At 71.4% G+C, this 18076-nt stretch carries 17 protein-coding genes and 1 riboswitch; of the genes, 11 read left to right on the top strand and 6 right to left on the bottom strand.

Going from position 1 to position 18076, the window contains the following annotated elements; all coding sequences use genetic code 11:
* Both ACXVUM_RS15380 and ACXVUM_RS15375 read left to right on the top strand, forming a co-directional pair.
* On the top strand, positions 1-716 hold a 716-nt coding region (locus tag ACXVUM_RS15380; RefSeq protein WP_458522640.1), incomplete at its 5' end, for a glycosyltransferase.
* A 117-nt stretch (positions 717-833) separates the two neighbouring features.
* On the top strand, positions 834-1715 hold the full coding sequence (locus ACXVUM_RS15375; RefSeq protein ID WP_458522639.1) for a glycosyltransferase family 2 protein: 882 nt from the start codon (positions 834-836) through the stop codon (positions 1713-1715).
* Positions 1716-1773: 58 nt separating this feature from the next.
* Here ACXVUM_RS15375 and ACXVUM_RS15370 read toward each other — a convergent pair whose 3' ends face one another.
* Together ACXVUM_RS15370 and ACXVUM_RS15365 are read right to left on the bottom strand one after the other, a co-directional pair.
* A complete protein-coding gene (locus tag ACXVUM_RS15370; RefSeq protein WP_458522638.1) occupies positions 1774-2595 on the bottom strand; it encodes an ABC transporter permease in 822 nt (273 codons plus the stop codon).
* Between the two features lie 16 nt (positions 2596-2611).
* Positions 2612-3577: an ATP-binding cassette domain-containing protein gene (locus ACXVUM_RS15365; RefSeq protein WP_458522894.1), complete on the bottom strand. Its 966-nt coding sequence runs from the start codon at positions 3575-3577 to the stop codon at positions 2612-2614.
* Positions 3578-4004: 427 nt separating this feature from the next.
* On the opposite strand from ACXVUM_RS15365, the gene ACXVUM_RS15360 reads away from it, so the two are divergent.
* From ACXVUM_RS15360 to ACXVUM_RS15320, 9 genes are all read left to right on the top strand, one after another.
* Positions 4005-5555 (top strand): condensation domain-containing protein, encoded by a 1551-nt coding sequence (locus ACXVUM_RS15360; protein ID WP_458522637.1) that lies wholly within the window; start codon positions 4005-4007, stop codon positions 5553-5555.
* Entirely contained in the window at positions 5552-7078 is a 1527-nt protein-coding gene (locus tag ACXVUM_RS15355; RefSeq protein WP_458522636.1) for a condensation domain-containing protein, read from the top strand. Before ACXVUM_RS15360 ends, ACXVUM_RS15355 begins: the two co-directional genes overlap by 4 nt.
* A gap of 7 nt (positions 7079-7085) precedes the next feature.
* Positions 7086-8516, top strand: coding sequence for a condensation domain-containing protein (locus ACXVUM_RS15350; RefSeq protein ID WP_458522635.1), 1431 nt, complete (start codon positions 7086-7088; stop codon positions 8514-8516).
* Between the two features lie 100 nt (positions 8517-8616).
* On the top strand, positions 8617-9501 hold the full coding sequence (locus ACXVUM_RS15345) for a sulfurtransferase (RefSeq protein ID WP_458522634.1): 885 nt from the start codon (positions 8617-8619) through the stop codon (positions 9499-9501).
* Positions 9498-9920 (top strand): SufE family protein, encoded by a 423-nt coding sequence (locus ACXVUM_RS15340; protein WP_458522633.1) that lies wholly within the window; start codon positions 9498-9500, stop codon positions 9918-9920. The genes ACXVUM_RS15345 and ACXVUM_RS15340 overlap by 4 nt, the downstream gene beginning before the upstream one ends.
* Before the next feature lie 18 nt (positions 9921-9938).
* A complete protein-coding gene (locus ACXVUM_RS15335; RefSeq protein WP_458522632.1) occupies positions 9939-11348 on the top strand; it encodes a condensation domain-containing protein in 1410 nt (469 codons plus the stop codon).
* A 91-nt stretch (positions 11349-11439) separates the two neighbouring features.
* Complete coding sequence (locus tag ACXVUM_RS15330; protein WP_458522631.1) at positions 11440-13242, top strand: acetyl/propionyl/methylcrotonyl-CoA carboxylase subunit alpha; 1803 nt, start codon at positions 11440-11442, stop codon at positions 13240-13242.
* A 66-nt stretch (positions 13243-13308) separates the two neighbouring features.
* Positions 13309-13674, top strand: a complete 366-nt coding sequence (locus ACXVUM_RS15325; RefSeq protein ID WP_458522893.1) for a hypothetical protein — start codon at positions 13309-13311, stop codon at positions 13672-13674.
* 172 nt (positions 13675-13846) lie between these two features.
* Complete coding sequence (locus tag ACXVUM_RS15320) at positions 13847-14812, top strand: alpha/beta hydrolase (protein WP_458522892.1); 966 nt, start codon at positions 13847-13849, stop codon at positions 14810-14812.
* A gap of 165 nt (positions 14813-14977) precedes the next feature.
* Here the strand turns inward: ACXVUM_RS15320 and ACXVUM_RS15315 are convergent, their stop codons facing one another.
* The 4 genes from ACXVUM_RS15315 to ACXVUM_RS15300 form a co-directional block, all read right to left on the bottom strand.
* Entirely contained in the window at positions 14978-16198 is a 1221-nt protein-coding gene (locus tag ACXVUM_RS15315) for an acyl-CoA dehydrogenase family protein (protein WP_458522630.1), read from the bottom strand.
* Positions 16199-16259: 61 nt separating this feature from the next.
* A complete protein-coding gene (locus tag ACXVUM_RS15310) occupies positions 16260-16871 on the bottom strand; it encodes a histidine phosphatase family protein (protein ID WP_458522629.1) in 612 nt (203 codons plus the stop codon).
* Positions 16766-17590: a CbtA family protein gene (locus tag ACXVUM_RS15305; RefSeq protein WP_458522628.1), complete on the bottom strand. Its 825-nt coding sequence runs from the start codon at positions 17588-17590 to the stop codon at positions 16766-16768. Before ACXVUM_RS15305 ends, ACXVUM_RS15310 begins: the two co-directional genes overlap by 106 nt.
* A 15-nt stretch (positions 17591-17605) precedes the next feature.
* Positions 17606-17845, bottom strand: a complete 240-nt coding sequence (locus ACXVUM_RS15300; protein WP_458522627.1) for a CbtB domain-containing protein — start codon at positions 17843-17845, stop codon at positions 17606-17608.
* Between the two features lie 6 nt (positions 17846-17851).
* Positions 17852-18009: riboswitch (adenosylcobalamin (AdoCbl) riboswitch) on the bottom strand.
* Between the last annotated feature and the right edge of the window lie 67 nt (positions 18010-18076).

Genomic DNA, 18076 nt, shown 5'->3' with positions numbered 1-18076 from the left:
CAGCCGGGCTGCGGCCCGCGCGGGGGCCGACGGCGGCTCGCGTTGGCGCACAGGGCCTCCCGGAGGTCCAGGCCTACGACCCGCTCCTGTTCCCGGGTCTCGCGGACGACTGGGGACCGCGTCGGCCCCTCGTCGGGTTCCTCGGCGTCGACCCGGACACCGCGCGGGCGATCGACCCACCCACCGACGACGCCGGAGCCCTCGACAGCTGGATCGACGAGGGACCGCCGCCGGTGTACGTGGGCTTCGGCAGCATGTCCGTCGCGGACCCGGCTCGGTTGCGGGCGGCGGTCCTCTCCGCGACCGCCGGACACCGGGTGCTCGTCACCGCGGGATGGGGCGGGGTCTTCACCCGCGACGACGACGACGAACGGATCCGTGTCGTCCCGGCCGTCGACCACGCCTCCGTTCTGCCCCGCTGTCTGGCCGCGATCCACCACGGCGGCGCCGGGACCACCGCCGCCGCACTGCGGGCGGGCATCCCCGCCGTGGTGTGTTGGCTCGGTGCCGACCAGCCGCTGTGGGGACGGGCGCTGCGGGGCGCCGGCGTCGGCGGCTCACTACGCCTGTCGTCGGTGACGGCACCCACCCTGCGTGCCGCGCTGGACGAGGTGTGTTCCCCGGCGACCCGTTCTCGTGCCGTCGACCTCGCGCGTCGGCTCGTGCCCGCGTCCGAGGCAGTGCGTGCAGTGGCCGACCTCGTCGAGCGACAGTGACACCGGCCACCCGACGGGCCGCTCACCGCGCCGGGACCGGCGAGCTGGCCTAGGGTCGGATGCACTGCTGTGCAACCGATTCGATCGCCTCGACCGGCGACCCAGGAGGGGACCGACGTGACGACGCTCTCCGTGGTCATCCCGTGCTACGACGAGGAGGAGGTCATCGGCGACTGCCTCGACCGCCTCCTCGCGCAGTCCGAGCACATCCACGAGATCGTCGTCGTGGACAACAACTCGACCGACACGACGGCCACCGTCGTCCAGGATCGGGCCCGGCGCGACCCCCGGGTCCGGTTGATCCACGAGGCCCGCCAGGGGCTGGTCTTCGCGCGCAACGCCGGTCTCGACGCCGCCACCGGTGAGGCGATCGCGCGCATCGACGCCGACACCATGGTCGGCCCGCGGTGGGCCGCCGACATCGTCGACTTCCTCCGCGCGGACACCGATCTCCGGTGGAGCGCACTCTGCGGCCGCGGGGAGGCATACGGACTGCCCTATGGCGATGCGATGGCCCGGCTGAAGGACCGTGTGGGCCGCGTCGTCCCGTTCGTCTCGCGCCGCGACGCCACCGCCGACGACGTTCGCTCGGTGGCGGTGCTCTACGGGTCGAACATGACCCTGCGCCGCTCGGCGTGGCTGGCCATCCGCGACCGTGTCGCCATGCGCCGCGACGTGTTCGAGGATGTCGACATGGGTCTCTGCGTCACCGAGACCGGCGGCCGCAACGCCTTCCTGCCGCACCTCACCGTCGGGGTGTCACCGCGACGGATGGAGACCGGCGTGGTCTCCTTCGCCCGGTACATGGTGTGCCTGCCGCGGACGATGTTCCTGCACCGCCGTCTCCTGCTCGGGCTGGGTGCGGTGACCCTCTACGTGCCGTGGGTCGTCGTCGTCCACATCGCCCGGTTGCTGCTCATCCGCTCGTGGGATCCGCAGGCGCGGGGATTCCGTGTCCGCGCACTGCTGCGTCCGACCACCGAGCGCGGGATGCCCTGAGCCCCGGGGGGGTGTCCTGAGACCGGGGATGCACTGAACCGGAACGTCTCCGGCGGCGTCAGTCTCGGCGTGTGTAGCGCGACACCGTGATCGGGACGGTCACCGCCAGGACGACCGCCGCGCCCAGCAGCGACCAGATGATCTGCGCGGTGTAGACACCGCCGCTCATCTCCCGCACCGCCGACACGAGGTGGGAGACGGGGTTGACGTCGGCGAAGGCCTGCATCCACCCGGGCATCGTCGCGACCGGGACCAGGGCGTTGGACACGAACGTCAGCGGCATGAGCACCATCATCGAGACGCCCTGCACCGACGAGGCGGTCGAGAGCATCACACCGAGCAACGCGAAGATCCAGCTGATGGCGAACGCCACCACCGCGACCAGCAGGCAGGCCGCGACGACCCCCACCGCGGACCCCGGGCGCCACCCCATGACCATGCCGACCGCGACCGTCACCGCCGCCGCGACCGCGTAGCGCACGACGTCGGCGCACAACGATCCGGCCAACGGTGCGATCCGCGCGATCGGCATCGCGGAGAACCGGTCGTAGACACCGGTGTTCATGTCCTCGCGCAGTTGGACCCCGGTGGAGACCGACGCCGCGAGCACCACCTGGACCAGCACCCCCGGCACGAGGATGGGCAGATATCCGACGACGTCGCCGGCGATGGCCCCGCCGAACAACGACGAGAACATGACCGTGAAGACGATCGGCAGGATCACGACGTCGAACAGGTGGTGCGGGCTGTGACGGATCCGCAGGAGTCCCCGACCGGCGAGGGTCATCGACTGGGCGACCGCCTCGCCCACCCCGCCGCCCGGAGCCTCGTACCTGGTGGCGGCCGGATGGAAACGGGCCTCGATGTCCGACAGCGTCATGCGGCGACTCCTCGGGTCATGCGGCGTCCTCCGAGCGCCCGGCCGGGCGGTCGCTGTCGGTGATGGCGAAGAACACGTCGTCGAGACTGGGCCGGTTCACCGACATCGAGGCGACCTCGATCCCCGCCTGTGCCACCGCGGTCACCATCGCACCGAGGACCGCGGTCGAGGGCGGACGCACCGACACACCCCGTCCGTCGCTCGTGGCGACGGCCCCGGGCGCGTGGCGCGCGACCACAGCCACGGTCCGGGCGACGTCGGCGGGATCGGCCGGGACGAGATCGAGCCGCTCGGTGCCGACGGCGTCCTTCAGTTCGTCGGCCGTCCCCTCGGCGACGACTCGGCCGTGGTCGATGACGGCGATGCGGTCGGCCAACTGGTCGGCCTCCTCGAGGTACTGAGTGGTCAGCAGCACCGTCGTCCCGTCTGCGACGAGCTCCCGGACGGTCTCCCACATCCCGTGGCGCGTCCGCGGATCCAGGCCCGTCGTCGGTTCGTCAAGGAACAGCAGCGGCGGGCGCGCGACGAGGCTCGCCGCGAGGTCGAGCCGTCGGCGCATCCCACCGGAGAACGTGCTGACCCGTCGACCCGCCGCGGCGCCGAGACCGAAACGGTCGAGCAGATCGGCCGCGTCCGCGCGTGCGGCACGACGGGGCCGGCCGTGCAGTCGGCCGAACACGACGAGGTTCTCGGTGGCCGTCATCCCCTCGTCGACCGTCGCGTACTGCCCTGTGAGACCGATCATCCGGCGGACCCGGCGGGGGTCGGCGGCCACGTCGACCCCGAACACCCGGGCCGTCCCGGAGCTGGGCCGCGTCAGGGTCGCGAGCATCCGCACGGTGGTCGTCTTGCCCGCGCCGTTCGGACCGAGCACCGCGTACACGGTCCCGGGTGCGACGGTCAGGTCGACACCGTCGACCGCCCGGTTCTCACCGAACGTCTTCACCAGCGCCCGCGTCTCGATCGCGGGCGTCTCGCTCACCGGTGTCACAGGTGGGTCGTCCTTCCGCTGCGGACCGCCCGCGGCGGTTGCCCGCAGGTCATGTGTCACGGTAGCGAGCGTGTGCGGGTCGCGCGCGACGAGCGCGCGGCGCTGAAACCGCTGCGGCCCATCGTCTGTGCGGTCGGCCACTGTCGGTAACACCCCGTTCACACGACGGGTCGAACCCGCCCGCCCGTCCTGGGCGCGTCCGCCGTCGCCGGCACCGGAAGACCCAGCACAGCAGCCGAACTCGACGTCGGTGCGGCCGACGGCCGATGTGGCGGGACCACGATCGGGGACCACCGAGTGACAAAAGCCACTCGTTACTCGACCGAACGGAAAGTCCGAATCGCCCGTACCATCTCGTACACACCCCGAAGGGCCGCATCGCGATCCGCCTGCACCTGTCGAGATGGAGCCTGCACCAGTGGAATTCACCGAGCTGACCGACTACCCGCTGACCGGCGGTGTGCTCACCGAGTGGGTGCCGAGGCCTGCGGGTCCCGGCGGTGCGGGTACCTGGGTCTCCGACGATCGACCCCTGACCCCCATCCACGCGGACTACTGCCGTCGCGGGGTCGAGGTCTTCGACCCCCGTGCCGGAACCGATGCCGGCGAACCGGCCGGGTCGTGGCTGGGTGCGGTGTTCGAGATCCCGCTCCCCTACGACGCCGACGCGGTCGAGGTCGCCCTGGGCGCATGGATGCGCCGGCACGAGGTCTTCCGGACCACGGTGCGCGACGACCCCGCGTCGCCGACCCGGATGACGCTCACCGACGACGTCGTCGTGACGCCGACGGTGGTCGGCAGTCTGCGCACCGGTACGCGCGTACACGAACACCTGCTGGGGATGTTCGATCGGCTCTCACCGTGGCACTGGCCGCACTGTGTGGCCGCGACGATCAGCGAACCCGCGGTCGAGCACGCCCCGATCACCGACGCGTCGCGACGCGACGACCGCTTCCTCCTCGCGTTCGGCGCGGACCACTCGGTGATGGACGCCTACTCGATGCTGCTCGCGATCGGCGAGATCCAGGATCTCTACCGGTGCGCCGTCCGGCGGATCCCGGTCGACCCGAGGCCGGTCGGGAGCCACGTCGACTTCAGCGCCACCGATCACGCCACGGCGAGCGCCCTGCACGCCGGGCATCCCGCCGTCGTCGAGTGGCGGGACTTCCTGCGCGACAACGGTGGCCGCTTCCCCGGCTTCCCCCTCGACATCCACGCCGACGAACTCCCGTACGTCGGTCGCGTCGACCGCGCGCGCTCCACCCGCAGGCACCAGAGCGGTGTGTCGTCCTGGGTGATGACCGCCACGGAGGCCGACGCGATCAACACCGCGGCGCGCGAGCGCGGGCACACCATGCAGACCGTCGTCCTCACCGCCCTCGCCGACGCCACGCGTCGGCTGAGCGGGTCGGCATCGACCGCCTTCGTGATGCCGCTGCACACCCGCAGCGATCCCCGCTACCGCGCGTCGGTGGGGTGGTTCGTCGGGATGGTGCCCATCCACCTGGACATGACCGCCGCGGCGAGTGTCGACGACCGGCTGGCGGTGGCCGCCACCGAGGTCCGACGGCGTCGAGAGCTCGCGACCTACCCCTACCCGCGCGTCGCCGAGATCATCGGGTCGGACGTCACCCCGCGGTTCGTCGTGTCCTACATCGACACCCGCCACATCCCGGGGTCGCAGGACTGGGCGCAGTGCGGGGCCCGCACGCTGCGCGGGGCGTCCACCGCCGACGACGAGGTCTACCTGTGGATCGTGCGGTCCCCCACAGGCATCTCCGTGTCGGCGCGATTCCCCAGTACCCCGGCGGCGACCGACGCGGTGCACCGTCACCTGCACGCCCTGCACGAGGCGGCCGCCGCCCTGGCCGACGACCTCGGTGCGGCCGACCGACTCGAACGGACACGCCGGCCCGAGGCCGACCGGGTGCTCTCGGCGGCGGCGACACCGACGGAGATCAGCGCATGATGATCGACCGCCTCGGGCACTGGGCGCCGGCACGCGGCCGGATCGTCGCGATCGACCCCACCGCGGCGTCGACGTCCGCCGGCCGGGCCGCACCCGCGCACCCCACACCGCCGTCACTCCTGCAGGAGGGCCACCTGCACGGCACCGCCGCGGTGGCACGCCGAGGCGGGCGGCACGCCGTCTACCTCGCCGCCGCCACCGAGATCGACGGCGGTCTCGACACGGCGGCGTTGACGAGGGCGTTGCGCCGCTTCGTGATCCGCCACGACGGGCTCCGCAGCTGGTTCGACGTCACCGACGGGGTGGTCACACGGCACCTCGTCGCACCCGAGGACGTCGCCTTCGCCGCAGCCGATCTCGCCCACCTCGACGACAACGGGTGGGTCCGCGGCGGTCCCCCGAGGACCGGGATGGTGGGCGCGCGGCGCTTCACCGAGTTCGTCGACGCCGAGTTCGGGCAGCGCGCATCGGCGCTCGACTGGACGGGGTTCCGCGTGGGTGTCGTGGTCCGCGACCACGGGTTCACGCTGTTCTGGTTCTGCGACCACGCCCTCACCGACGGTGTCTCCCAGGCGATGGTGCTCGCGGAACTGACCGATCTCTACGTCGCCGAACGCGACGGCACCGAGCCCGGGCCGTTCGCCTCCGCGGCCGCGGGATCGGCGCTGGCGTACGCCGACGCCGAACGCGCCCGCGCGGCCCACCACGGCGAGGGGTCGCCCGGCCTCGACCACTGGCTGGAGGTCCTGCGAGCCCACGACCGCCGGATGCCGCGATGCGCCGTGGATCTCGGTCTCGCACCCGGCGAGACCGCACCGGTACGCGGCATCCGGTTCGACGTGCTCGACGCGGACGGCGCGGACCGCTTCGCCGACGTGTGCCGTGCGCACGGGACCGGGGTCACCGCCGGGGTCGTCGCCGCGATCGCCGCGGTCGACCACGAGACCACCGGTGCGCCGGACTGGTTCGGCATCACCGCGCTCGGCGACCGCGACCTCGCCGGTGTGCACCTCGCCCAGGGCTGGTTCTGTCGATTCGCCCCGATCGCGTTCGATCTGACCGGTGCGCGCACATTCACCGACCTCCTCGACCGGGCGCGCGACGCATGCGTCCGCGGCGAGGAGGCCTCGTACGTCCCCGTCGGGACCGTGATGGCCGCCCTCGTCGCCGACGGAGCCGACCCGACGGAGGCGATGGTCACCCCACAGCTGCTGTCCTATCTGGACTTCCGCCGGTTCCCGCTCGCCGGCACACCCGCCTACGACCGCGGGATGCAGACCACGGGCGAGGGTCGCACGGCGAACGCGTCGCTGTGGGTCAACCGTGACGACCACGGCATGTACCTCGGGACGCAGACCCCCGACACCCCTCTCGCCCAGGAACGGCTGGCGGCGTACCACCGGCGCCTGCGTGCGGTGTTCGCCGAGATCGCGGAGACCGGCGACCGCGTCCTCGCGCCCGCCGACTCCGTCGCAGCCGCTGCGCACACGGCGATCCCGTCCCCGCCGGCCGCGAGGCGGTGACCGCGCGATGCAGGTCACCACGATCGACCGTTTCACCCCGCGGCCGGGTCCGCTGACCCGCTGGCGGATCGATCTCACCGACGCCTCGTGGGTCACGTCCGGCATACCGCCGTCGTTCAACCAGCGCTTCCACCTCGAGGCGGCGCGGGGCGCGCCGCCGGGCCGGTCGGTGTTCCTCGCCGCGGCGTTCGACGTCGACGGTCCGGTCGACCACAAGGCCCTCGAACGGTCGTTCGCCGCCCTCGTCGGGCGCCACGACACCCTGCGCTGCGGCTTCGTCGCCCAGAACACAGGGGACACCGGGGACACGGCGGGCACCGCGGGCACCGGGGTCCGGATCACCCGTCGCGTCCACGACGTCGCGCGGATGCGGCTCGTCCCGGACCCGCCGATCGAGACCTCCGGACCCCGGGAGGCCCACGAGGCGGTACGGCGGATGCTGACCGGATCGTGCGCGCCGTTCGGTGAACCCGACCACTGCTTCGCCGCGATCGACCGGCACGACCGGTCGACGATCATCTGCGGGTTCGACCACGCCCACGTCGACGCGTGGTCGATGGCGGTCGTCGTCGACGACCTGCGGGTGCTCTACGACGGCTACCGCACCGAGCCCGGAGCGTTCCATCCCTCCCGACTCGGTCCGGTCGGCAGCTTCCTGGGGCATTGCGCCGAGGAGGCGGAGGACGACTCCGACCATGCCCGCCACCCGGCCATGGAGGGCTGGCGGGCGTTCTTCGCCCACCACCACAACACGCCGCCGTCGTTCCCGGCCGATCTCGGTCTGCCACCGGGCGAGGATGCCGAGCAGGCCGTCGACCTGCGTCCACTCGCCGACGCCGACACCGCCGACCGCCTGGAGTCGACGTGCCTGGCCCTCGGCGCGTCCACCTTCGCGGGCGTGCTGGCCGCGATGGCCCACGCGACCCGCGACATCGGGCTCGGCGACGAGCTGTCGTTGCTGTTCCCCATGCACACCCGCCGTACCGCCCGACGCGACACCGCCGTCGGGTGGTTCACGACAAACGCCCCCATCACCGTGCGTCCCCGGGCGGACCTCGCCGCCACGGTCGCGGCGACCGGGATCGACCTGCGGTCGGCAGTCACACTGGGTGCGATCCCGATCCCGGCGGTGCTGTCGGCGGTCGGTGGGATCACGTTCGCCCGGTCGGACGTCTTCATGGTGTCGTACGTGGACTACCGGCGACTGCCCGGCGCACAGCATCACGCCGGCCTCGACGCCCACCACATCTCGAACGTCACCAGGGCCGACGACGTGCAGATCTGGGTCTCCCGGACCGACGCGGGACTGGCGCTGCGGACCCGCCATCCCGACACACCGGCCGCCCGGCGCGTGGTCGGCGTGTTCCTCGACGCCGTGGTCGCGATCGCCACGCGGATGCCGACGGCGCCCGAGTCGCCGACGCGCGCACTAGGCTGATCCCCGTCGCCCCGCCGAGCCCGTGTGCCCGCGGTCGGCGACGCCGCACCGCCGGCGGACTCCTCCTCTCGCCGGCCCGTCCCGACCCACGGAGCCCGCAGTGACCGTCCCGACCGACCCGAACCCCGCCTTCGCCGCCTACGCGCACCCCGAGCGCCTGGTGAGCACGGAGTGGTTGAGCGCCCACATCGGTGCCGAGGGCCTCAAGGTGGTCGAGTCCGACGAGGATGTCCTCCTCTACGACATCGGACACATCCCGACCGCACAGAAGATCGACTGGCACCTGCACCTGAACGACCCCGTCACCCGCGACTACATCGACGGCGAGGCGTTCGCAGAACTCATGCGCAGCAAGGGGATCGGTCGCGACGACACGATCGTGGTCTACGGCGACAAGAGCAACTGGTGGGCCGCCTACGCCATGTGGGTGTTCACCCTGTTCGGACACTCCGACGTCCGGCTGCTCGACGGTGGGCGCCAGGCGTGGTTCGCCGAGGACCGCGAGACGTCCTACGACGTCCCCGAGTACCCGCGGTCGGACTACCCGGTCGTCGACCGTGACGACTCGCTGATCCGCGCCTTCGCCGACGAGGTGCGCAGCGCGATCGGCACCGAGCCGCTCGTCGACGTCCGTTCGCCGCAGGAGTACACCGGCGAGCGCACGCACATGCCCGACTACCCGCAGGAGGGCGCCCTGCGCGGCGGCCACATCCCGACGGCCCTGTCGATCCCGTGGGCGAAGTCGGCCGCACCCGACGGACGGTTCCGCAGCCGCGCGGAACTCGACGAGATCTACGGGGACCTGTCGCCGGACACCCCGACCATCGCCTACTGCCGCATCGGCGAACGGTCGTCGCACACCTGGTTCGTGCTGACCCACCTGCTCGGGTTCAGCCGGGTCCGCAACTACGACGGTTCGTGGACGGAGTGGGGCAACGCGGTGCGCGCCCCGATCGTCACCGGCGACGAACCCGGCACGCCGTGACCCTGCCGGCGGCGCTGGCGGAGATCGTCGACGACTTCGGCGCCCTCACCGAGTCCGACCGCGTCACCCTCCTCCTGGAGTTCGCAGGTGAACTGCCCGACCTGCCCGAGGATCTGGCGACCGAGGCCATGGAACCGGTACCGGAGTGCCAGTCACCGGTGTTCCTCTCGGTCGACGCCTCCGACGCCGACGCGGTGCGCCTGTACTTCAGCGCACCCCCCGAGGCCCCGACCACCCGCGGGTTCGCGTCGATCCTGCACCAGGGGCTCGACGGCGCCTCCGCCGACGAGATCCTGGCGGTGCCGCCGGATTTCTACACCGACCTCGGACTGGCGTCGGTGGTCAGTCCGCTGCGACTCCGCGGGATGGCGGGGATGCTCGCCCGTGTGAAGACGCAGATCGCCCGAGCGCGTCGCTGACGCAGGCGGCCCCGGGAGATGAAGTTCATCCAGATGATGGACCACCCGGTCGCCCCGGGCGGTCTGGTCGAGTGGTCCCCCACCACGGTCGGCGGTTTCGCGCACTGGGAGACCGACGCCCGGTCCACCTCGCACAACCACGAGGTGCACCTGCGGGCGGCCCTCGAGCACCGCTGGCGCACCGGCCGTGAGGGCGGCCGGGAGTCGTGGTTGGGGCTGGCGATCGAGTTCGACGAACCGATGTCGGTGCCCGCGATCCGTGCGGCGTTGACCCGCTGGATCGACCGGCACGAGGTGCTACGCAGCCACGTCGTGGTGAAACACGGTGGGCTGCAACGCCTCACGACCCCCCGCGGATCGGTGCGCCTGAAGATGGGCCGGGTCGGCTGGTACGCCGAGTCCGGTCCGCTGCTCGACCAGCTGGCCGGATCGTTCGACCGCGCGACGGCGCCGCTGCAGTGGCCCGCCTACCTCTTCGCCACCGTCGCCCGCGAACGCTCGTTCACGCTGCTCTTCGCCGGCGACCACTCGCTGCTGGACGGGTACTCGTTGATCCTGGCCCAGCACGAGCTCTCCGAGCTCTACCACGCCGCCCGGGAGCGTCGGGAGCCCGAGCTCGCACCCGTCGGGAGTTACGTCGACTTCAGCGCGCAGGAACGCCGGTCTGCCGACGACGTCGACGCCGAGCACCCCGCGGTGCGCACGTGGGCCGACTACCTCGACGCCAACGACCGCAGGATGCCGCGGTTCGACCTCGCCGACCCGGCCGTGGGCGACATCGATCCCGCCGGGTCCGCGCCACCCCAGTCGTCGGTGACCCTGGAACTCCTCGACGACGACGCCGCCAACCGGTTCACCGCCGTCTGCGTCGCCGCCGGCGGGTCGCTGTTCGCCGGCATCCTCGCCGCACTCGCGGTGGCCTACCGCGAGTGCGGCGGCGGCGACGTCTTCCGCTGCGTCACCCCGCGCCACACCCGGACCGAGGGGCGATGGCTCGGGGCCCTCGGATGGTTCGTTTCGGTGACACCCGTCGCGGTCGACTCCGGCGGGACCTCGTCGTTCACCGCACTCGTCGAACGCGCGACGGCAGCGCTGCGGCAGACCCGGGTCGCCGCGGACGTGCCGCTGCTCAAGGTCACCGAACTGCTCGGGTACGGCGGCGACCCGAGTTTCGTCGTCTCGTTCATCGACACCCGCCACGCACCCGACGCGGCCGCCGCCGACGCGGGCGGCGCCCGGGTCATGCGCAGCCACAACTACTCCCCCGACGAGGTCTACATCTGGGTGAACCGGACACCGTCCGGTGTCCGGATCTCCGCGCGGTTCCCCGCCACCGGCCCGATGCACTCCGAGGTCAGCGGATTCCTCGTCCGTTTCGGCGAAGTGGTCCGCGCCGTGGGCGACAACAGCACCTTCGCGCCGCGCTGACAGGCACCCGACCGATCAAACGCTCGGTGCGTTAGGGTGCTGGTCGGGCTGCACGACCGCAGACTCGCCCGCCGCACCCACAGGAGACGAAGTGCCCAGTCACGCCAGTTCGGTGATCACGAAAGTTCTCGTCGCGAACCGCGGTGAGATCGCCGTGCGCGTCATCCGCGCAGCACGCGACGCCGGCCTGACGAGTGTGGCCGTCTACGCAGAGCCCGACGCCGACGCGCTGTTCGTGCACCTGGCCGACGAGGCGTTCGCACTCGGCGGCCAGACCTCCGGCGAGTCGTACCTGGCGATCGACAAGATCATCGACGCCGCGAAGAAGTCCGGCGCCGACGCCATCCACCCCGGCTACGGGTTCCTGTCGGAGAACGCCGACTTCGCCCAGGCCGTCATCGACGCCGACATCACCTGGATCGGCCCGTCGCCGCAGTCGATCCGCGACCTCGGCGACAAGGTCACCGCCCGCCACATCGCCCTCAAGGCCAACGCCCCGATGGCCCCGGGCACCAAGGACCCCGCGGCCAACGCCGACGAGGTCGTCGCGTTCGCGCAGGAGCACGGCGTCCCGGTCGCGATCAAGGCGGCCTTCGGCGGCGGCGGTCGCGGCATGAAGGTCGCGTACACGATCGAGGAGATCCCGGAGCTGTTCGAGTCGGCGACCCGCGAGGCCGTCGCGGCGTTCGGTCGCGGCGAGTGCTTCGTCGAGCGCTACCTGGACAAGGCCCGTCACGTCGAGGCCCAGGTCATCGCCGACCAGCACGGCAACGTCGTCGTCGCCGGCACCCGCGACTGCTCGCTGCAGCGTCGCTTCCAGAAGCTCGTCGAGGAAGCACCCGCGCCGTTCCTCACCCCCGAGCAGCGCGAGAAGATCCACTCCTCGGCCAAGGCCATCTGCCGCGAGGCCGGCTACTACGGCGCAGGCACGGTCGAGTTCCTCGTCGGCAGCGACGGACTGGTGTCGTTCCTCGAGGTGAACACCCGCCTGCAGGTGGAACACCCGGTCACCGAGGAGACCTCCGGTCTGGACCTGGTGCGCCAGCAGTTCCGCATCGCCGCGGGCCTCCCGCTGGAGATCACCGAGGACCCGACCCCGCGCGGGCACTCCTTCGAGTTCCGCATCAACGGCGAGGACGCCGGCCGCAACTTCCTGCCCGCGCCCGGGCCGGTCACCGTCTACAAGGAGCCGACCGGGCCGGGTGTCCGTGTCGACTCCGGTGTACGCGCCGGCGACGTGATCGGCGGCCAGTTCGACTCGATGCTCGCCAAGCTGATCGTCACCGGCGAGAACCGCGAGCAGGCGCTCGAACGCTCACGCCGCGCACTGGCCGAGTTCGAGGTCGAGGGCCTCGCCACCGTGCTGCCGTTCCACCGGCACATCGTGTCCAACCCGGCCTTCGTCGGCGACGAGGACGGCTTCGAGGTCTACACGAAGTGGATCGAGACCGACTGGGACAACCCCATCGAGCCCTACACCGGCGCACAGCCCATCTCCGAGGACGAGGCCGCTCCCCGGCAGACCGTCGTCGTCGAGGTCGGCGGACGTCGTGTCGAGGTGTCCCTCCCCGGTGACCTCGCCCTCGCGAGCAGCAACGGTGGTGGCGCCGCCCACGCAGGCGCCCAGCGCGCGAAGCCGAAGTCGCGCACCCGCGCCAAGGGCGGCAACGTCGCCGTGTCCGGCGACGCGATCGCCGCACCCATGCAGGGCACCGTCGTCAAGGTCGCCGTCACCGAGGGCCAGGAGGTCACCGCGGGTGAGCTCGTCGTCGTCCTCGAGGCGATGAAGATGGAGAACCCGGTCACCGCGCACAAGGACGGTGTCGTCACCGGCCTCGCCGTCGAGCCCGGATCCGCCGTCACCCAGGGCACCGTCCTGCTCGAACTGAAGTGATCGGTGGGTCGGTGACGCCGTGGCGATGAGCACCGACGTGACCCGGTCGCGATGAGCACCGACGCGATGGACCCGGTCGAGATCAACGCCGGCGCCTGGTACCTGAGGGCGCTGCGCGACGACGAGCGCGTCACCGACGTACCGGCCCTGCGCACCCTCCTCGACGACGGCGTACTCGACGGGGACACGCCGTCCGCGGCCGTCGCCCGCGCCGCGCGGGGATGGCGGGACGGCAGCCGCCTGTCGTGGGCGGTGTGCGTACCCACCACCGGTGAGATGGTCGCCCTCATCGTGCTCGTGCCCGCCGGGGACACCGCACGCCTGCAGACGGGCACCACCCCGGCCGACGGCGCGCAGGACGCTCTCGCCGCCGGACGGGGTGCTGTCACCCGTTTCGCCGACGGCGCTCTCGGTCTGCGCGTGGTCGAGTAGAGTTTCGCCGGGTCGATCGGAACCGGCTGTGACGACACCGGTGCCGCGGGGGCGGTTTTCGCGACAGTTAGGGACGACAGTGCTCACTTCCATCACCCCGGTCGCCAGGCGCGGCGTCCGTCGGCGCCGAGCCGCGCAGGTCGCGCTGGCCACCGCGGCGCTCGTCGCCGGCATGCTGGCCCCCACGGCGGTCGCCGGCGCCGACACCGCGCTGCCGCAACCCGGCGCGCGATCCGCCGACGGGTCGGAACTCGTCTCCGTGACCCGCGTCGACGCGCGCCGCCTCGACATCACGGTCCACTCCGCCGCGATGAACCGGGACGTGCCGTTGTCGGTGATCCTGCCGCAGGATCGCAGCAAGCCCCGCCCGGTGTTCTATCTGCTCAACGGCGCCGGCGGCGGTGAGGACGCGGCGACGTGGCAGCGGCAGACGGACGTGGTGCAGTTCTTCGCGGACAAGAACGTCACGGTGGTGACGCCCAACGCCGGTGCGTACACGTACTACACCGACTGGGAGCGCGACGACCCGGTACTCGGGCGCAACAAGTGGTCGACGTTCCTCGGCACCGAGTTGCCGCCGATCATCGACACGGCGCTGAACGGGTCCGGCCGCAACGCCATCGCGGGCATCTCGTCGTCCGGTACGTCCGTGCTGGACCTCGGGATCGAGCACCCCGGCCTCTACCAGGCCGTCGGCGCCTACAGCGGGTGCGCGTCGACCGCCGGGCCCGCCGGTCAGGCGTACGTCCGGCTGGTCGTCTCGTCACGCGGCGGTGCGAATCCCGTCAACATGTGGGGCCCGTACAACGGCCCCGGCTGGCGCGCCCACGACGCGATCATCAACGCCGCCAAGCTGCGCGGGCTCAGCCTGTGGATCTCCAGCGCGTCGGGTCTGCCCGGCGAGTACGACACACCGGCGAAGATCCAGCCCGGCATGAGCCTGGATCAGCAGATCATCCTCGGTGGGCCCATCGAGGCCGCGGTCAACCAGTGCACCCACCAGTTGGCGGATCGTCTGACTGCGCTGAGGATCCCGTTCACCGCGGACTTCCCGCCGCGAGGGACGCACTCGTGGCTGTATTGGCAGGACCAGCTGCACCGCTCGTGGCCGCAGATCGGTCGCGCGATCGGCGCCTGACGGCGATCCCGCCGAGTGGGCTGAGACCCACCGCCGAGTGGGCTGAGGGGTCGTCGTCGGCACGGTCGGCGAGCGGTTTCGGCACGGTCGGGGAAGTCGGCGACAGCGACGGTGCCCGCTCCTCTCGCGAGGAGCGGGCGCCGTCGTCGTGCGTACCGGTCCGTCTCAGCCGGCGAGCAACCCCTTGGCGACATGGGTCACCTGGATCTCGTTGCTGCCCGCGTAGATCATCAGCGACTTCGCATCACGGGCGAGCTGCTCGACGCGGTACTCCGCCATGTAGCCGTTGCCGCCGAAGAGCTGAACCGCCTCCATGGCGACGTCGGTGGCGGCCTTCGACGAGTACAGCTTCATCGCCGACGCCTCCGCGAGGCTGATCGACTTGCGGTCCTTGCCCCGCTCGAGGGCGCTGAAGATCATGTTCTGCACGTTGATCCGCGCGATCTCCATCTCGGCGAGCTTGAGCTGGATGAGCTGGAACTGCCCGATGTTCTTGCCCCACAGGGTTCGGTTGCGGGCGTAGTCGACCGAGAGCCGCAGGCACTCGTTGATGATGCCCAGCGAGAGCGCGGCGATCCCGACCCGCTCCATCGTGAAGCCGGCCTTCGCGCCCTCGCCGCCACGCGTGTCCGCGCCGGTGTCCTCGGTCTCGCCCAGGAGACGGTCCTTGGACACGCGCACGTCGTCGAAGAACAGCTCACCGGTCGGCGAGCTCATCGTGCCCATCTTCTTGAACGGCTTACCCTGCGTGAGGCCCTCCATGCCCTTGTCGAGCACGAAGGACAGCACCTTGCGGTCACGGATCGGCGTCCCGTCGCCCTCGTCGAGCTTCGCGAACACGACGATCGTGTCGGCGTACGGGCCGTTGGTGATGAACGTCTTCTGGCCCTTGAGGATGTAGTCGTCGCCGTCGCGCTTGACGGTCGTCTTCATGCCGCCCAATGCATCCGAGCCGGAGTCGGGCTCGGTGATCGCCCAGGCCCCGATCTTCTCGAGGGTCACCAGTTCCGGGAGCCACCGCTTCTTCTGCGCCAGCGTGCCCTTCGACCGGATCGTGCCGACGGTGAGCTGACAGACGCCGAGGGACGCGATGATGCCGAGGCTGACGCCGGCGAGCTCGGTGTTGAGCAGCATGAAGGTGCTGTCGCCCATCCCGCCGCTGACGGCACCGGGCTTGGCCTCTCCCGTGGCCTCGGAGTCGAGTTCACGCTCGAGACCCTCCCGGGCCATCTGGTCGACCCCGAAGGTGGTGTACAGCTTGCGGGCGATGTCGTAGGGCGGGAGAACGCCGGTCTCGAGCTCGTCGAGGTGCGGACGCACCTCCTTGTCGATGAAACCCCGCAGTGCGTCGCGGATCATCAGGTCTTCCTCGGACCACTCGTACATGCCACTCCTCGTCGTGTCCGCCGTGAACTGAATGATGTTTCAGTTTCTGCCCGCCACGATGTCATCCGCCGATGGAAATGTCCACCGTCCACGTCGTGGCAGGGGCGATGTCGACGCCGAGGAATCCCGACGCCCCGAGACCGCGGTGCAGGGTGACAGCCGCCGCGACGACAGGCTTCGCGGCGACGACCACCGGGCCGTCGGCCCGCAGCGCGACGAGCGACCGTTCGATCCGCTCCAGGAACGTCGCGACCGACTCACCGCCGTGCGGCGTCGCGTCGGGATCGGCGAACCACGACCCGAGTTCGGCGGGCGCGATCTCGTCCGGGCGTCGGCCGACCCACGATCCGAGGTCGATGCTCCGCAGGGCCTCGTCGACGACGTGGGCCTCGGCGAGGAGCGCGGCCGTCTCGACGACCGACCGCTCGGGACCGGTGTGGACGAGCGGGACCCGGACTCCGAGCGCGGCGACGTCGCGGCGGCCGCGATCGTCGAGCGGACCGCCCTCGCCGCCGAAGGACAGCGCCCGGTTGGGGCCGGTGCGTCCCGCGGCGACGAGGGTGACCCTCAGCGCAGCGACCCGGCCGGCGCACCCGTCGACCGACGGCCGGCCTCGGCGTGGCGGCCGATCCGGGTGAGCACGATCGCGAACGCGAGCCCGAGCACGGACCACAGGATCATCTGGTTCGCGATCGAGAGGAACCGGAAGTCGCCGACCACGTCGCCGGGGAAGCCCGGGAAGACGATGGTGCCGTCGGCGGACCGCAGTGCCGTCGGCACCTCGTCGAACGACGGCAGCAGTGCCATCGCGACCGCGACACCGACCAGGTAGGTGGCCACGCCCGACACCAGCGCCCACAGGCCGCCGATACGCGGCAGCAGCCAGAACGCCAGCGCGACGGCGGCGACCGCCAGAGCGACCGACACCAGCGTCATCGTGAGATACGAGCCGCTACGGGCCCCGATGGTGTCGTCGTCGCCGACGGCCGGCGGATTGGCCGGATACTTCCCGAACGGCACCAGGTAGACCGCGACGAACCCACCGAACGCGAGTGCGGCGGCGACCCACCGCGGGTCGACCAGGGGGTGACGACGGCCGACGTACGCCCACACGACGGTGAACGCGACGGCGAACAGGGCGCCCATGGCGAGACCGAAGACCACCGACCCCACTCCGGCCCCGATGTTCTCCTGCACCGACCGGGTGAACACCTCGCCGTGCTCGTGGGCACCGTGCTCGCCCGCGAGCATCTCCTCGGCGGCGCTGCGGCCGCCTTCGTAGTCGATGGCCTTCGCGACCTGTGGCTCGATGAACACACGCGCGAACACGTACGCGACGATCCCGGCGACGAGACCTGCGATCAGCCCGCCGCCGATGAACTTCTTCTCCATCTGCTCGTCTCCCGCTCAGTGGCAGGGGAAGCCGAGGAAGTGCCGTGCGTCGTGCACGAACTCGTGGACGTGGGTGTCGGATCCGAAGACCGACACCGCGCCCTGGTCGTAACCGATGAAGTAGTAGGCCAGCGCGGCGAGTGCGGTGGTGGCCGTGAGCCACAGTGCGGTCTCCATGACGGAGACGTCGGGTGTGTCGAGCTGGAGGATCCGGGCCGTGCCGCGACCGGCGGACAGCGTGGAGGTCTGGGACATGGGTCGAACTCCTCTCGTGGGATGGCGCGTCCCACGTGGTGCGGATGAGAAAGCCGTGCGGTGGCGATCTGACTCGACGTGCGGTCTCCCGCTCGTCTCACAGTGGCGCGACCGTCCCGGATTCTCACCGGAGTTCCCCAGCCGCTCGGCTGCACCGAACCCTATGGGTCGGGATCGTTGCTGGTCAACACCGCGAGACGGCGGCAGGAATGCCTGTCGTACCCACGGGGG

Source organism: Williamsia sp. SKLECPSW1 (assembly GCF_054332755.1).
Note: the sequence above shows the minus strand (reverse complement) of the source record. Positions and strands in the feature narration are given on the sequence as shown.

Bases quoted from the DNA above. Each gene is read 5' to 3' on its own strand.
- ACXVUM_RS15350 (WP_458522635.1), top strand. From the start codon at position 7,086: ATGCAGGTCACCACGATCGACCGTTTCACCCCGCGGCCGGGTCCGCTG.
- ACXVUM_RS15325 (WP_458522893.1), top strand. From the start codon at position 13,309: ATGGACCCGGTCGAGATCAACGCCGGCGCCTGGTACCTGAGGGCGCTG.
- ACXVUM_RS15370 (WP_458522638.1), bottom strand. From the start codon at position 2,595: ATGACGCTGTCGGACATCGAGGCCCGTTTCCATCCGGCCGCCACCAGG.
- ACXVUM_RS15320 (WP_458522892.1), top strand. From the start codon at position 13,847: ATGCTGGCCCCCACGGCGGTCGCCGGCGCCGACACCGCGCTGCCGCAA.
- ACXVUM_RS15355 (WP_458522636.1), top strand. From the start codon at position 5,552: ATGATGATCGACCGCCTCGGGCACTGGGCGCCGGCACGCGGCCGGATC.
- ACXVUM_RS15300 (WP_458522627.1), bottom strand. From the start codon at position 17,845: ATGTCCCAGACCTCCACGCTGTCCGCCGGTCGCGGCACGGCCCGGATC.
- ACXVUM_RS15305 (WP_458522628.1), bottom strand. From the start codon at position 17,590: ATGGAGAAGAAGTTCATCGGCGGCGGGCTGATCGCAGGTCTCGTCGCC.
- ACXVUM_RS15315 (WP_458522630.1), bottom strand. From the start codon at position 16,198: ATGTACGAGTGGTCCGAGGAAGACCTGATGATCCGCGACGCACTGCGG.
- ACXVUM_RS15335 (WP_458522632.1), top strand. From the start codon at position 9,939: ATGAAGTTCATCCAGATGATGGACCACCCGGTCGCCCCGGGCGGTCTG.